Source organism: Burkholderia sp. PR2 (genome assembly GCF_052372875.1).
Lineage (GTDB): Bacteria > Pseudomonadota > Gammaproteobacteria > Burkholderiales > Burkholderiaceae > Burkholderia > Burkholderia diffusa.
This window is the reverse complement of the sequence record NZ_JBQRWH010000004.1, coordinates 575700-591031: the sequence shown is the minus strand read 5'-3', so window position 1 is coordinate 591031 and position 15332 is coordinate 575700. Positions and strand designations below refer to the sequence as shown.

Here is a 15332-nt window from a genome sequence, read left to right as displayed (position 1 = left end):
TACAAGTATTAACGGTGAAGCTGGCTCGCGGCTTGCGCGAGACGCGTGACCTCGGCCCAGTCCTGCGCGGCGAGCGCGGCCTTCGGCGTGAGCCACGAACCGCCGACGCACACGACGTTCGGCAGCTTCAGGAAATTCGGCGCGGTATCGACCGTGATGCCGCCCGTCGGGCAGAACTTCAGCGCCGGGAACGGGCCGTGGAACGCCTGCAGCATCGGCACGCCGCCGGCCTGCTGCGCGGGGAAGAACTTGACGATCTCGTAGCCGAATTCGAGCGCCTGAATGATGTCGCTCGGCGTCATCACGCCCGGCAGCAGCGGCAGGCCGGCGTCGAGCGACGCGAGGTGCAGGTCCTTCGTCAGGCCCGGCGACACGCCGAACTTCGCGCCAGCCTTTTTCGCCTGCGCGCAGTGCTCGGGCTTCGTGATCGTGCCGACGCCGACGACGATGTCGTCCGCGAGCTGGCTCGCGCGCTGGATCGCCTCGAGGCCCGCCGGCGTACGCAGCGTGATCTCGAGCACCTTGACGCCGCCCGCGTGCAACGCGCGCGACACATGTTCGCCCTGCTCGACCGAGTCGAATGCGAGCACCGGAATCACCGGGCCCAGCTTCACGATTTCAGCAATCGTCTTCATCAAATTCGCTCCTTGAAATTCATGCAGAGACGCGGACGGCCGCTTCGCCGACCAGCGCCCCGAAAACCGATGCGCCCTGCTCGGCCGGCGCGGCCGCCGCGCGGAACACGCCGAACAGTTCGCGCCCGAAACCGACCTCGTTCTCGGCCTGGTGCAGCGGCTGCGCGACCGGGCGCGCCTGCCACTCGGCGTCGTCGACCTCGATGTCGAGGATGCCGGCTTCCGCGTCGATCACGAGCGTGTCGCCCGTCTTGACCTTGCCGAGCGGGCCGGCCAGCAGCGCTTCCGGCGACACGTGGATCACGGCCGGCACCTTGCCCGACGCACCGGACATGCGGCCGTCGGTCACGAGCGCGACGTGGAAGCCCTGATCCTGCAGCACGCCGAGCAGCGGCGTCAAACGGTGCAACTCGGGCATCCCGTTGGCGCGCGCGCCCTGGAAGCGCACGACCGCGACGAAATCGCGCTTCATCTCGCCGCGATCGAAGGCCTCCTGCACGGCTTCCTGCGAATCGAATACGATCGCGGGCGCGGTCACCTTGCGGTGCTCGGGCGCGACCGCCGAAATCTTGATCACGCCGCGGCCGAGCCGGCCCTGCATCAGGCGCAGGCCGCCGTCCGGCTGGAACGGGTCGCGAATACCGCGCAGCACCTTGGTGTCGTGGCTCTCGGCAGTGCCGTCGACCCACGTCAGCTTGCCGTCGATCAGCTTCGGCTCCTTCGTGTAATGCGACAGGCCCTTGCCTGCGACGGTCGTCACGTCTTCGTGCAGCAGCCCGCCTTCGAGCAGGTTGCGCACCAGGAACGCGACGCCGCCCGCCGCGTGGAAATGGTTCACGTCGGCCTTGCCGTTCGGGTAGATCTTCGCGAGCAGCGGCACGACCGCCGACAACTCGTCGAAATCGTTCCAGTCGATCAGGATGCCGGCCGCGCGCGCGATCGCGACGAGGTGCAGCGTGTGGTTGGTCGAGCCGCCCGTCGCGAGCAGCGCGACGATCCCGTTGACGATCGCCTTCTCGTCGATCACATGGCCGATCGGCGTGTACTGGCCGCGCTCGACCGTCAGGTCGAGCACGCGGCGCGCGGCTTCGGCGGTCAGTGCGGTACGCAGCGGCGTGTGCGGATGAACGAACGCCGAACCCGGCAGGTGCAGGCCCATCAGCTCCATCAGCATCTGGTTGCTGTTCGCGGTGCCGTAGAACGTGCAGGTGCCGTGGCCGTGATACGCGGCCGATTCCGCTTCGAGCAGCGCGTCGCGGCCGACCTGGCCGGTCGCGAATTGCTGGCGGATCTTCGCCTTGTCGTCGTTCGACAGGCCGCTCGTCATCGGGCCGGCCGGCACGAAGATGGTCGGCAGGTGGCCGAACTGGAGCGCGCCGATCAGCAGGCCCGGCACGATCTTGTCGCAGATGCCGAGGCAGAGCGCCGCGTCGAACATGTTGTGCGTGAGCGCGATCGCCGTGCCCATCGCGATCGCCTCGCGCGAGAACAGCGACAGCTCCATCCCCGGATTGCCCTGCGTGACGCCGTCGCACATCGCGGGCACGCCGCCCGCGAACTGCGCGACGCCGCCGTTCTCGCGTGCGGCGACCTTGATGATGTCAGGGAAGTCCTTGTACGGCGCGTGCGCGGACAGCATCTCGTTGTACGAGGACACGATGCCGATGTTCGGCTCGCGGATCGCCTTGATCTGGAACTTGTCGCTGCCTTCGAGACCCGCGAAGCCGTGCGCGAGGTTCGCGCACGACAATGCGCCACGCGCCGGGAACTTGCCTTGCGCGCCGTCGATGCGCTGCAGATAGGCGGAACGGGTCGATTGGCTGCGGGCGATCACGCGTTCGGTGACTTTCGCCAGGGTGGGGTGCAGCGACGTCATGCTGGGCGCTCCTGTATGCCGGACGACACCGGCGGTTGGAATCGTGGGGACGGTCGAGTGCGTCGACCGAACGAAGCCAGTCTAGTAGAAAAACTACAAGCATGCAATGCAGATCGACATGCGCGCAACCATCATTCCCGCCACCAGCAAGGCTTTACCTAGTGAAAACCCTAATCTTGAGCATTTGTCGTCTAGAAAATCGCTGACGATGGAGCTAGCATTTTCATGTAGATTTTCTACAATTCGATTGCGATACACTCGCTCATCCGAACCCGATTTCCATTCGCCGTCCCATGCTGCCTCGCATTGAAGCGATCCGCGCCGACCTGCGCCCGTCCGAGCGCAAGCTCGCCGACTACATTCTCGCCGCGCCGCGCGAGGTGCTCGACCTCGCAATGACCGAGCTGTCGACCCGCGCGGGCGTCAGCCAGCCGACCATCGCGCGCTTCTGCCAGGCGCTCGGCTGCAGCGGCTTTCGCGAATTCAAGATCCGGCTCGCGCAGAGCGTCGCGCCGGGCGTGTCGTCGGTCTATCGTGACGTCGAGCCCGACGAGCCTGCGCCCGGCATCATCGGCAAGGTGTTCGACCGCACGATCGGCGCGCTGATCGAAGTGCGCAACAGCCTGTCGGCCGGCAGCGTCGCCGACGCGATCGCCCTGCTGTCGAACGCGTCGCGCATCGAGTTCTACGGCGCCGGCGGCTCGGGCATCGCCGCGCAGGACATCCAGCACAAGTTCTTTCGGCTCGGCGTGCCGAGCGTCGCGTATTCGGACCCGCACACGTTCTCGATGTCGTCGGCGCTGCTCGGGCCGCACGACGTCGTCGTCGCGATCTCGAATACCGGCCGCACGCGCGATATCGTCGATGCCGCGCGCTCCGCGCTCGCGTGCGGCGCGAAAGTCGTCGCGATCACGCAGAGCCACTCGCCGCTCGCGAAGCTCGCGACGGTGAGCCTCGCGTCGAACGTGGCCGAGGAAACCGACGTGTTCTCGCCGATGACGTCGCGGATGTCGCATCTCGCGATCGGCGACATCCTCGCGGTCGGCGTTGCGCTGTCGCGCGGGCCCGCGCTCATGGAGCGCGTCGGCCGCGCGAAGGAAGCGATCACGCGCCGCCGGATCGACGACCCGACGAAGGAATGACGCATACGACGCGCAAATGAAAACGGCGCCCCGAGGGGCGCCGTTGCGCGTCGATCGACTGCCGGCATGCGGCCGCCGGAAAGTTCAGAACGGCTTGATCACGACCAGCGCGACCGCCACGAGCATGCCGAGCACCGGCAGCTCGTTGAACACGCGATACCACTTGTCGGTGCGCTTGTTCTCTCCGCGCTCGAACACCCGCAGCAAGTGTCCGCAATACGCGTGGTAGATGACGAGCAGCAGCACCACCGTCACCTTCGCGTGGATCCAGCCCTGCCCCTGGCCGATGCCGATCACGAGCCAGAGCCACAGCCCGCACGCGAGCGCCGGCACGGCGATCATCGTCATGAAGCGGAACAGCTTGCGCGCCATCAGCAGCAGGCGCCGCACCGCGGCCGGATCGGTCTCCATGGCCAGGTTCACATAGATGCGCGGCAGGTAGAACAACCCCGCGAACCACGCGGCGATCAGAACGATGTGGAACGTCTTGACCCAGAGCATTGCCATCGGTTGTGCGCCTCGCGTTACTGACGGCCTTCGCCGTGCCCGAGCACGACGTACTTCAGCGACGTGAGCCCTTCCAGGCCCACGGGGCCGCGTGCGTGCAGCTTGTCGTTCGAGATGCCGATTTCCGCGCCGAGGCCGAATTCGAAGCCGTCCGCGAAGCGCGTCGACGCATTGACCATCACGCTGGCCGAGTCGACTTCGCGCAGGAAGCGCATCGCGCGGTCGTGATCCTCGGTGACGATCGCATCGGTGTGGTGCGAGCCGTAATGGTTGATGTGCTCGATCGCCGCGTCGAGGCCGTCGACGACCTTGATCGCGAGCACCGGCGCGAGATATTCGGTGTGCCAGTCTTCGTCGGTGGCGTCGACGAGCGGCCCGATGCCCGCCTCGGCGAGCACCGCGCGCGCGGCCGGATCGACGCGCAGCTCGACCTGCTTGTCGCGATACAGCTTGCCGAGCGGCGGCAACAGCGTCGCCGCGATGCCGCTCGAAACGAGCAACGTTTCCATCGTGTTGCAGGTGCCGTAGCGGTGCGTCTTCGCGTTGTCGCACACCGTCAGCGCCTTGGCGAGATCGGCACGATCGTCGACGTACACGTGGCAGATACCATCGAGGTGCTTGATCATCGGCACACGTGCCTCGTTGATCAGGCGCTCGATCAGGCTCTTGCCGCCGCGCGGCACGATCACGTCGACGTATTCGGTCATCGTGATCAGCTTGCCGACCGCCGCGCGATCGGCTGTCGCGACGACCTGCACGGCATCCTGCGGCAGGCCGGCCGCCTCGAGCCCTTCGCCGATCAGCTTCGCGAGCGCCGCGTTCGATTCGAGCGCCTCGGAGCCGCCGCGCAGGATCGTCGCGTTACCCGACTTCAGGCACAGCGCGGCCGCGTCAATCGTCACGTTCGGGCGCGACTCGTAGATGATGCCGATCACGCCGAGCGGCACGCGCATCTGGCCGACCTGGATCCCGCTCGGGCGGTACTTGAGATTGCCGATCTCGCCGATCGGATCGGCCAGCGACGCAACCTGGCGCAGGCCTTCGACCATCGTCTTCAGCGCCTTGTCCGACAGCGTCAGGCGGTCGATGAACGCCGCATCGAGCCCCTTTTCACGGGCACGGGCGACGTCGCGTGCATTCGCATCCTTCAGCGCCTGCGCGTCGCGCTCGATCGCGCGGGCCACGGCGTCGAGCGCCGCGTTCTTCGCGGCCGTGCTGGCGCGCGCCATCGCGCGGGAAGCGTGCCGGGCACGGCGGCCCAGGTCCGTCATGTACTGGTCGATATCCATCGTGTGACTCGAAAAGCGAGCCGCTTGGCGCGGCGTGAATTCGTGGGAAGCGTGGAGCGCGGCGGCAAGCGGGCCGCGCCAGCTATCGGAACATTGTAAGCGGGTTGCGATGCGTGCGCTGAAGGCCCGGACGGGGCTTAACGACGCACGCGACCCGCGGTCGGCGGTCGCTCGCCGCGCGCGCCCGCTACCGTCATCGCGAGCTGGAACAGGCCGTCCCACGGATCGGGCGGTGGATCGTCCTGCGTGCGGCGGCCCGGTGCGACGGCCGACAGCCCCTTCACCTGCCGGTCGAGCTTCGCGGCGAACGCGAGCGCCTTCTCGAGAACCGCTTCCGACACGCGGTTCAGCGCGGGGCCGATCAGCCGTTCGCGCGGCCCCCATACGCGGTTCTCGCGCAGCAGCGTGGCGAGCGGCTTGCCGGCCGTCGCCCCGCGCTTGATCCGCAACAGCGTGCGCAATTCCTCGACGACGGCCCACATCACGAGCACGATCGCCTCGCCCTCGCCCTTCAACCCGTCGATCATCCGCGCGAGCCGTGCTGCGTCGCCCGCGAGCATCGCCTCATTCAGCTTGAAGACGTCGTAGCGCGCGACGTTCAACACCGCGTCGTGCACCTGCTCGAACGACAGCACGCCCTGCGGATAGAGCAGCCCAAGCTTCTGGATTTCCTGGTGCGCGGCGAGCAGGTTGCCCTCGACGCGCTCCGCGATGAACTGCAGCGCGCGCCGGCCATCGTCGCCGGCCGCGACGCGCTGGCCCTGCATCGACAGACGCTGGCCGATCCAGTTCGGCAGTTGCGCGCGGTCGACCGGATCGATCTTCAGCGCGACGCCGCCGTTCTGCAGCGCGGTAAACCACGCGGATTTCTGCGTGGCCGCATCGAGACGCGGCAACGTGACGAGCATCAGCGCGTCGGGATTGGGCGTGGCCGCGAGCGTCTTGAGCGCGTCGGCGCCTTCCTTGCCGGGCTTGCCCGACGGAATGCGCAACTCGATCAGCTGACGCTCGCCGAACAGCGACATCGCCTGGGTCGCGCCGAGCAGCACGCTCCAGTCGAAGCCGCGCTCGACCGTGTGCACCGAACGTTCGGTGAAGCCGGCCGCGCGCGCAGCCGCACGAATGCGGTCGCACGCTTCCTGCGCGAGCAGCGGCTCGTCGCCGTAGACGGTGTAGAGTCCGGCCATCCCCTTCGCGAGGTGCGGCTCCAGCGCATCAAGTCGCAATTGCATCGGTGCGTGCGCCGTCGATCAGAGCGGCGGTGGCGGCAGGGGCGCGCCCGGCGCGACGCCCGGCACCACGTCCTCCGGCGCCGGCGTCAGCGAGTGGACGATCGCGAGACGCCGCATCAGCTGGTCGACCGCGTCGTTCTGCATGTCCGCGTACAGGATGTCGGCTTCCTGCGCCTTCGCGTTCGTGTACTGGTCGCTGTACGTCATCGCGCGGTTCAGCGCGATCGCGCTCGGCGGGATCAGCACAGTGCCGTCCTTGCTCGTCAGCGTGTAGTTCAGCGTATAGAACAGCGCGTATTCCTGCGCCGACCCATACTTGTTGAGCGTCAGCGTGTTCTGCCCCCGCGACTCCCACATGCGCAGCACGGCGTCGGCGTCGTCCGCCGACTTGACGATCTTCGTGTCGCTGCCGGCCTCGACGAGACGCGTCAGCCGCGCCTCGACGGGCGCGGGCGCGCCGGCCACCAGCAGGTGCTTGAACGCATAGTCCTGCTGGCCGCGCAGCTGGAAGCCGCATGCCGACAGCGCGACCGCGCTGCCGACGAGCATCAAAAACGATCTGCGGATCACCTTCGCTCCTTCTGGGTACGTCAGACGGCCGGCGGCCGTCAGACGACGATGTTCACGAGGCGGCCCGGCACGACGACGATCTTCTTCGCCGGCTTGCCGTCGCTGAACTTCGCGAACGCGTCGTCGGCCACCGCCGCGGCTTCGATCGCCTCGCGGCTCGAGTCCTTCGCGACCTTCAACGCGCCGCGCACCTTGCCGTTCACCTGCAGCACGAGTTCGATCTCGGCCTGCTCGAGCGCGGCCTCGTCGACCTTCGGCCACGGTGCATCGAGCAGCGGGCCGAATTCGTCCGCGTAGCCGAGCGCCTTCCACAGCTCGAACGTGACGTGCGGCACGACCGGATACAGCACGCGCAGCAGCACGCCGTACGTTTCGCGCAGCACGCCGGGCGTCGCGCCCTTCGCGCCGTCGATCGCGTTCAGCATCTTCATCGCGGCCGACACGACCGTGTTGTATTGCAGACGCTGGTAGTCGAAATCAGCCTGCTTCAGCACGCTGTAGATCTCGCGGCGCAGTGCCTTGTCGGCGTCGCCGAGCGCGGCCGCGTCGAAGCCCGCACGCGCGGCGAGCGCTTCACGATTCGTCGCGCCGAAGCTCCACACGCGGCGCAGGAAGCGGCTCGCGCCTTCGACGCCCGCGCCCGACCACTCGAGCTGCTGCTCGGGCGGTGCGGCGAACATCGTGAACAGGCGCGCGGTATCGGCGCCGTACTGGTCGATCAGCACCTGCGGATCGACGCCGTTGTTCTTCGACTTCGACATCTTCTCGATGCCGCCGAGCACGACCGGCTGGCCGTCGGTGTTCAGCGTCGCGCCGACCGGGCGGCCCTTGTCGTCGTGCGTGACCGTCACGTCGGCCGGGTTGTACCAGGTCTTCTTGCCCGCCGCGTCTTCGCGGTAGAACGTCTCGTTCAGCACCATGCCCTGCGTCAGCAGGTTCTTCGCCGGCTCGCCGAACTTCACGAGGCCGAGATCGCGCATCACCTTGGTCCAGAAGCGCGAATACAGCAGGTGCAGGATCGCATGCTCGATGCCGCCGATGTACTGATCCATCGGCATCCAGTAATCGGTGCGCGCGTCGACCATCGTCTCGGCGTCCGGCGCCGTGTAGCGCGAGAAGTACCACGACGAATCGACGAACGTGTCCATCGTGTCGGTTTCGCGCTTCGCGGCCGCGCCGCACTTCGGGCACGTGCAGTTCAGGAACGCTTCCGACTTCGCGAGCGGGTTGCCCGAGCCGTCCGGCACGAGGTCTTCCGGCAGTACGACCGGCAGGTCCTGCTCCGGCACCGGCACGTCGCCGCACGACGGGCAATGGATGATCGGGATCGGCGTGCCCCAGTAGCGCTGGCGCGACACGCCCCAGTCGCGCAGGCGCCACGTGACCTGCTTGTCGCCGAAGCCGCCGGCCTTCAGGTCGGCCGCGATCGCATCGACCGCCGCGCCATATGCCAGGCCGTCGTACTTGCCGCTGTTGACGCAGACCGCGACTTCCTTGTCGCCGTACCACTCCTGCCATGCGTCGAGCGAGTACGTCTGGCCTTTGGCCGCGATCACCTGCTTGATCGGCAGGTCGTATTTCTTCGCGAACGCGAAGTCGCGCTCGTCGTGTGCCGGCACGCCCATCACCGCGCCTTCGCCGTAGCTCATCAGCACGTAGTTGCCGATCCACACCTCGACCGGTTCGCCCGTCAGCGGATGCGTGACCGAGAAGCCCGTCGCGACGCCCTTCTTCTCCATCGTCGCGACGTCGGCCTCGGCGACGCCGCCGCGCTTGCATTCGTCGATGAACGCCTGCAGTTCCGGCTTGCCCTGCGCAAGGCGCGTGGCGAGCGGATGCTCGGCCGCGATCGCGCAGAACGTGACGCCCATGATCGTGTCGGCACGCGTCGTGAACACGCGCAGCAGCTTCTTCTCGCCGTCGAGTTCGTACGGGAAGCCGAAGTTCACGCCGAAACTCTTGCCGATCCAGTTCTGCTGCATGATCTTCACGCGCTCGGGCCAGCCGAGGCCGTCGAGATCGTTCAGCAGCTCATCCGCGTACTGCGTGATCCGCAGGTAGTACATCGGAATCTCGCGCTTTTCGACGAGCGCGCCCGAGCGCCAGCCGCGGCCGTCGATCACCTGCTCGTTTGCGAGCACGGTCTGGTCGACCGGGTCCCAGTTCACGGTGCCCGTCTTCTTGTACGCGATGCCCTTCTCGAGCATCTTCAGGAACAGCCACTGGTTCCATTTGTAGTAGTCGGGCTTGCACGTCGCGATCTCGCGCGACCAGTCGATCGCGAGGCCCATCGACTGCATCTGGCCCTTCATGTAGTCGATGTTGTCGTAGGTCCACTTCGCGGGCGGCACGCCGTTCGCCATCGCGGCGTTCTCGGCCGGCATCCCGAACGCATCCCAGCCCATCGGCATCAGCGTGTTGTAGCCGTTCATCCGCAGATAGCGGTACATCACGTCGTTGATCGTGTAGTTGCGCACGTGACCCATGTGCAGCTTGCCGGACGGGTACGGCAGCATCGACACGCAGTAGAACTTCGGCTTCTGCGAATCTTCCTTCGTCTTGTAGGCATCGGCTGCGCGCCAGTCGCCCTGGGCGGCGGCTTCGACGTCGGCGGGTACGTATCTCTCGTGCATGGTGTGGTTCGGACTAGGCTTTAAGCGGCGCGCCACGAGGCGGGCACGCGGAAGTGGACGAAATCGGGCAGCCCGGCGGCGGGAGCAGGCTCACGGTTCTCGGGCCTGCCTCATGGTTCCGGATATTCGCCGGGTAACCCGGAGGGTCTCCAGGTTACCCGGCGAAACCCTGCCAACCGGGCGGAAACGACGATTATACCGTCCGTGGCGGGCGGGACGGCCGGTCTCGCGGGCTGGCCATGCATTCTTGCCCGCCCCGGCGCGCGAGCGGGCTGCGCGTCAGCGTGCCGCGCCCGTGGCCGCCGGTGCGGCGGCGCCCGTCGGCGGCACGTCGGTGACGAAGCCGATCCGCGTGAGGCCCGCGGCCTGCGCGGCGCCCATCACCTGCGCGATCACCTCGTAGCGGGTCGCGCGCGATGCGCGCAGCCGCAGCTCGGGCGGCGCGGCGCCCGCGGCGGCGGCCCGGAAGCGCGCCGGCAGCGCGTCGAGTGCGACGGGCGCGTCGTCCCAGTAGAGTTTGCCGGCGTCGTCGATCGACAGCGTGACCGACTGCGGCGTGTCGCGCGCGACGCTGGCCGCGACCTTCGGCAGGTCGAGCCGGATCGCGTGCGTCATCAGCGGCGCGGTGATGATGAAGATGACGAGCAGCACGAGCATCACGTCGATCAGCGGCGTCATGTTGATCTCCGCCATCGGCGCGGACGTCTTGTGGTGCTCCAGTCCGCCGAATGCCATGGTCGCTCCTCCGGAATGCGCGCGTCAGGCTTCCTGCGCGCACACGAACACATGCAGGTCGCGCGCGAAGCCGTCGAGTTCCTCGGCGAGCTGGCGCACGAGCCGCCCGAGAATGTTGTAGGCGAGCACTGCGGGGATCGCGACGACCAGCCCGAACGCGGTCATGATCAGCGCCTCGCCGACCGGCCCCGCGACGTTCTCGATCTGCGCCTGCCCGCTCGCGGCGATGCTGCCGAGCGCGTGATAGATGCCCCATACGGTGCCGAGCAGGCCGACGAACGGCGCGGTGCTGCCGATCGACGCGAGCAGCACCTGACCGAATTCGAGACGGCGCTGCGAGCGCAGCATCGCGTGACGCAGCGCGCGCAGCACGCGTTCGCTGCGCTCGACACGCGCGGCGAGCGCGGCCGGATCATGTTCGTCGGCCGCATCGCGCGCCGCTTCGGCGAGCGGTACGAACACGCGCTCGCGATCGGCACCGGCGAGCGCGGCGATGCCCGCGTCGAGCGACGCCGCGCGCCAGAAAGAGGCGAGCGCCCGCGGCCCCTGGCGCTTCGCGCGGACCAGCAGCCAGGCTTTCATGAGGAGGAAGCACCAGCTGGCGACGGACATCGCCAGCAGCACGTAGGCGACGGCGTGCGTGATCGCATCGCCGCTTTCGAGGTAGTGGACAACGCCGGTGGGAATCGCCATCGGAGTTTCCCCGTGAGGGTCAGCGCAGGCCGAGCACGTCCTGCATGTCGAACAGGCCGGCGCCGCGCGCCGACAGGAAGCGGACCGCACGCAGCGCGCCCTGCGCGTACGATACGCGGCTCGACGACTTGTGCGTGATCTCGATCCGTTCGCCGATCCCGGCGAACAGCACGGTGTGATCGCCGACGATGTCGCCGCCGCGCACGGCCGCAAAGCCGATCGTCGACGGATCGCGTTCGCCCGTCACGCCCTGGCGGCCGTACACCGCGCATTCGTCGAGCGAGCGCCCGAGCGCGCCGGCAACGGCCTCGCCCATCATCAGCGCGGTGCCCGACGGCGCGTCGACCTTGTGACGGTGGTGCGCCTCGATGATCTCGATGTCGTAGCCGTGCGAGAAATGCTTTGCCGCGAATTCGAGCAGCTTCAGCGTGACGTTCACGCCGACGCTCATGTTCGCCGCGAACACGATGCCGATCTTGCCTGCCGCGGCCTGCAGCTCGGCCTTCTGCTCGGCGGTGAAGCCGGTCGTGCCGATCACGAGCTTCACGTCGTGGCGCAGCGCGGCCGCGACGTGCGCGATCGTGCCTTCCGGCCGCGTGAAGTCGATCAGGTAGTCGGCCTGCGCGAATACGGCGTCGAGGTCGTTGGTCAGCTTGATCCCGGTTTCCTTGCCGAGGAACGCGCCCGCGTCCTGACCGAGGAACGGCGAATCGGCGCGGTCGAGCGCGCCGACGAGCTGCGCGTCGGAATCGTTGAGAACGGCTTCGATCAGCATCCGGCCCATACGGCCCGATGCACCGGCAATCGCAATCTTCATGGCTTTCTACACGACAGGTCTAAAGGCGGGCGGCACATGCCGCCCTGTTTCCGCTCGCCGGCCGCTTACTGCGACTGGGCCGGCGCGGTGAGCGGCTGGTTTTGCAGGTTGTCCGAACCCCGCGGGCCGACCGGCGGCGACGCCTCGCTCGACACGTTCGGCTGCGGCGGGCGATGGAACTGGAATTGCGGCTGGATCGCCGGCGCGGCGCCCGGCGGCTGGCCGCCCGGCACCGGCGCGCCGCCCGAAGCCTGCGCGGACGGCGTGAAGCGGCGGGCGGTCGTGCCCTGCCCCGATACCTGGTTGGTCGCGCGGTTCGCCGCGCGCGCCGCCTGGGCGTTGGCATCCTGGTCGACCGCCACGCCGGAAACCGGCTCGGCGGATGCGGTCGCGGCCGCCTGCGCGGCGCTCGCGGCAGCAGCGGCTTCGGACGCCTTCTTCGCCGCGGCCGCGGCCTTCGCCTTCTTGCCGCCGCGATCGCCGTCGATATCGGCCAGCAGGTCGAGTTCGGAAGGCAGGTTCTCGGCACCCGTCCAGCTCGCGAGGCGATCGCCCGAGAACGTCAGCACGAGGTCGCGCTGCTGGACGATCGACGTCGAGCCGCGCTTGAAGTAAAAGAGGTAATCCCAGCGGTCGGCATGAAACATGTCCGACAGCAGCGGCGTGCCGAGCAGCGCGCGGACCTGCTCGCGCGTCATTCCGGCCTGCAGCTGCGCGGCCTTCTCCTGCGACACGAAGTTGCCCTGCACGACAGTGATCCGATAGGGCGTGATGCTCTGCGCGATGCGCTGCGTCACGCTGTCGTACGACGAACAACCAGCCAGCGCGGCAACGGCGGCGGCAGCGATGATGGCACTCCGCATGCGACTCCTCTGAAGGTGCGAAAGAGATTCCGGGAACATTTCCGTCACCGCGCAGGCCCGCGTCGCGGGCCGCGCGTGTTTCTGGAACGGCGAAAAGCCGGTAACATTGAAGCCCTGCATTGTACTCTAGGGATGCCTAGCCATGACCAATCCGACGGATCTCAAGAATATCGGGCTAAAGGCCACCCTACCGCGCCTCAAGATTCTCGAGATCTTCCAGCAAAGCCCGGTGCGTCACCTGACGGCCGAAGACGTCTACCGCAATCTGCTCAACGAGCAGCTCGACATCGGGCTCGCCACCGTTTATCGCGTGCTGACGCAGTTCGAGCAGGCCGGCCTGCTCACGCGCAGCAACTTCGAATCCGGCAAGGCCGTGTTCGAACTGAACGAAGGCTCGCACCACGATCACCTCGTCTGCCTCGATTGCGGCCGCGTCGAGGAATTCTTCGATGCCGAGATCGAAGGCCGCCAGCAGGCGATCGCGAAGGAACGCGGCTTCCGGCTCCAGGAACACTCGCTCGCGATGTACGGCTCCTGCACGACCGAGAACTGCCCGCACCGCAAGCACTGATCCGCACGCATCACGCCTGCGCCACGGCCCGGCCGGCATCTCGCCGCCCGGGCCGTGTTGTTTTCGGGATCGGAATGGAAAAGGCCCGCACGTTGCGCGCGGGCCGGTTCGGGAAAGTTTCCAATTGTGAGCGGCGAGCCATGCCGCCGCCGCACGGTGCGCGATGCTCGACGCCCGATGCCACCTTCGCCGCGCGTCAGGCCGCGCTCGCGCACGCCGGCGCGAACTCGAGCGCCCACGCGCCGTCGAGCGGAATCTCGTCGCAGTTCGGCTGCGGGCCGCCGCGGTCGACGATCACGAAGTCGCTGACCGCGTCGAGCGCAAGCAGCGGATGGTGCCAGACGCCCTTCGCGTAGTTCACGCCCTGCCAGCCTTCGGCGAGAAACGCGCGCATCGCGTCGGGCCGGAACTCGCCGGCCGGCGCGACGACGATCGCGTAGCGCGACACGGCCGCGAGCGGAATGAACGCCTGGCTGCCGTGAGGATGGCGCTCCATCAGCGTGATCGCGACCGGCAGCGCGCGCGGCTGCGCGCGAAACACGCTGACGAGCGGCCGACCGCCGTCCGCGCAGACGTCGATCGTCGCGAGATCGTGGAAGCGCTCGGTCGTGCCGCCGTTGATCGGGAAGTGCCGCGCGCCTTCGAGCGCGATCACGTCGCCGAACGGCGCAAACGCCTCGCGGGTCAGGCGCTCGACGCGCAGGATGTGTGGTCCGCTCATGCCGATGCCTCCTTCAAGCCGGCTCGCCCCACAGACGCAGGCGCGACACGCCGCCGTCCGGGAAGATGTTGAAACGCACGTGCGTGACGGGGCCGAGTGCCGCGAGCTGGTCGAACGTATGCACGTGGTCCATCTGCAGCTTCTGCTCGCCGAGCAGCTCGGCCCAGAACATCGACTGCGTGACGAGCGAATCGTCGGTGCCACCCACGACCCGCGCGGCCTGCAGCGAACAGCGGTCGGGGAAGTTGCCCTTGAAGAACGCCGTATCGACCTCGACGCGCCGGATGATGCCCGGCCGCGCCAGCGCGACGATCGCCCAGTCGTTGCCGGGCTCGCGGCGGCGCCGCGTTTCCCAGCCGTCGCCCATGTTCGCGCCGCGCCCCGGCATCAGCATCTGCGAGGCCGCGCCGAAGTGCTGGTTGTTCGCGGCCACCAGGTAGCCGCCGTTCTCGATCGCCGCGAGATCGACGAGCTCGCCGGCCGGCACGTGGCGCCAGTCGCGCTGCGGCTGGCCGTACACGCGCAGCCGCGCGAGCCCGCCGTCCGGATACAAGTTCACGCGCAGGTGCGTGACCGGCTGCGCATCGTCAACGCTCACGTAGTGGTGCGAATTGCCCTGCAGCGTCGTCGCTGGGACGATCGTGCGCCATTCGGCGTCGTCCGGCGGCGTGTCCCCGTCCACCGCGCATGCCTCGATCGACGCCGCCGGCGGGAAATTGCCGGTGAAGTGGCTCGTATCGAGATCGACGCCGTGAATCACGCCCGGCCGCGCGAGCCGGACCACGCAGAAGTCGTGGCCGGTGGTGCGCTTGCGGCGCGTTTCCCAGCCGTCCATCCACTTGCCGTGGTCGTCGTACTTGCCGGGAATGAAGACGGCCGGCTCGGGATTCAGCATGCGCTCCTTCGGCGCGAAGAATTCGTCGCTGGCGAAAAGCGCCTGTGCACCCAGGCGCGGGTCGGCGAGGTTCATGTAGCGCCGCGTGAAGGCCGGCGCGTTCGGATCGAGGATGGGGGCTGCCATGTCGTCTCCATTATCTTGATGAGGGCC

The 15332-nt window shown here is 67.9% G+C and carries 15 protein-coding genes; 2 read left to right on the top strand and 13 right to left on the bottom strand.

What is annotated here, in order from left to right:
* Positions 1-8: 8 nt before the first annotated feature.
* Positions 9-635: a bifunctional 4-hydroxy-2-oxoglutarate aldolase/2-dehydro-3-deoxy-phosphogluconate aldolase gene (eda, locus tag ACT2FV_RS19950; protein WP_124624832.1), complete on the bottom strand. Its 627-nt coding sequence runs from the start codon at positions 633-635 to the stop codon at positions 9-11.
* A gap of 19 nt (positions 636-654) precedes the next feature.
* Positions 655-2511, bottom strand: coding sequence for a phosphogluconate dehydratase (gene edd, locus ACT2FV_RS19945; protein WP_444504639.1), 1857 nt, complete (start codon positions 2509-2511; stop codon positions 655-657).
* Between the two features lie 293 nt (positions 2512-2804).
* Between edd and ACT2FV_RS19940 the strand changes: the two genes are divergently transcribed.
* Positions 2805-3653 (top strand): MurR/RpiR family transcriptional regulator, encoded by an 849-nt coding sequence (locus tag ACT2FV_RS19940; RefSeq protein ID WP_059608236.1) that lies wholly within the window; start codon positions 2805-2807, stop codon positions 3651-3653.
* Positions 3654-3737: 84 nt separating this feature from the next.
* Here ACT2FV_RS19940 and ACT2FV_RS19935 read toward each other — a convergent pair whose 3' ends face one another.
* From ACT2FV_RS19935 to ACT2FV_RS19895, 9 genes are all read right to left on the bottom strand, one after another.
* On the bottom strand, positions 3738-4160 hold the full coding sequence (locus tag ACT2FV_RS19935) for a CopD family protein (protein WP_108064730.1): 423 nt from the start codon (positions 4158-4160) through the stop codon (positions 3738-3740).
* A 17-nt stretch (positions 4161-4177) separates the two neighbouring features.
* The gene (locus ACT2FV_RS19930; RefSeq protein WP_124624826.1) at positions 4178-5449 is read right to left on the bottom strand and encodes a glutamate-5-semialdehyde dehydrogenase; all 1272 of its coding nucleotides are present in this window, start codon (positions 5447-5449) and stop codon (positions 4178-4180) included.
* 137 nt (positions 5450-5586) lie between these two features.
* A complete protein-coding gene (gene holA, locus ACT2FV_RS19925) occupies positions 5587-6681 on the bottom strand; it encodes a DNA polymerase III subunit delta (RefSeq protein ID WP_059608234.1) in 1095 nt (364 codons plus the stop codon).
* Between the two features lie 18 nt (positions 6682-6699).
* The gene (locus ACT2FV_RS19920) at positions 6700-7251 is read right to left on the bottom strand and encodes an LPS-assembly lipoprotein LptE (protein ID WP_059608233.1); all 552 of its coding nucleotides are present in this window, start codon (positions 7249-7251) and stop codon (positions 6700-6702) included.
* Positions 7252-7289: 38 nt separating this feature from the next.
* Positions 7290-9884, bottom strand: coding sequence for a leucine--tRNA ligase (leuS, locus tag ACT2FV_RS19915; RefSeq protein ID WP_444504638.1), 2595 nt, complete (start codon positions 9882-9884; stop codon positions 7290-7292).
* Positions 9885-10163: 279 nt separating this feature from the next.
* Positions 10164-10619, bottom strand: coding sequence for an ExbD/TolR family protein (locus tag ACT2FV_RS19910; RefSeq protein WP_124903760.1), 456 nt, complete (start codon positions 10617-10619; stop codon positions 10164-10166).
* A gap of 24 nt (positions 10620-10643) precedes the next feature.
* On the bottom strand, positions 10644-11312 hold the full coding sequence (locus ACT2FV_RS19905; RefSeq protein WP_059682572.1) for a MotA/TolQ/ExbB proton channel family protein: 669 nt from the start codon (positions 11310-11312) through the stop codon (positions 10644-10646).
* Between the two features lie 19 nt (positions 11313-11331).
* Complete coding sequence (dapB, locus tag ACT2FV_RS19900; RefSeq protein ID WP_151052657.1) at positions 11332-12129, bottom strand: 4-hydroxy-tetrahydrodipicolinate reductase; 798 nt, start codon at positions 12127-12129, stop codon at positions 11332-11334.
* Positions 12130-12194: 65 nt separating this feature from the next.
* Entirely contained in the window at positions 12195-12992 is a 798-nt protein-coding gene (locus tag ACT2FV_RS19895; RefSeq protein ID WP_059608228.1) for an outer membrane protein assembly factor BamE, read from the bottom strand.
* Positions 12993-13134: 142 nt separating this feature from the next.
* Here ACT2FV_RS19895 and fur point away from each other — a divergent pair, with 142 nt between their 5' ends.
* Complete coding sequence (fur, locus tag ACT2FV_RS19890) at positions 13135-13563, top strand: ferric iron uptake transcriptional regulator (protein WP_011350926.1); 429 nt, start codon at positions 13135-13137, stop codon at positions 13561-13563.
* Positions 13564-13759: 196 nt separating this feature from the next.
* Here the strand turns inward: fur and ACT2FV_RS19885 are convergent, their stop codons facing one another.
* Together ACT2FV_RS19885 and alc are read right to left on the bottom strand one after the other, a co-directional pair.
* On the bottom strand, positions 13760-14284 hold the full coding sequence (locus ACT2FV_RS19885; protein ID WP_151051287.1) for an ureidoglycolate lyase: 525 nt from the start codon (positions 14282-14284) through the stop codon (positions 13760-13762).
* Between the two features lie 13 nt (positions 14285-14297).
* Complete coding sequence (gene alc / locus ACT2FV_RS19880; protein WP_151051289.1) at positions 14298-15305, bottom strand: allantoicase; 1008 nt, start codon at positions 15303-15305, stop codon at positions 14298-14300.
* Between the last annotated feature and the right edge of the window lie 27 nt (positions 15306-15332).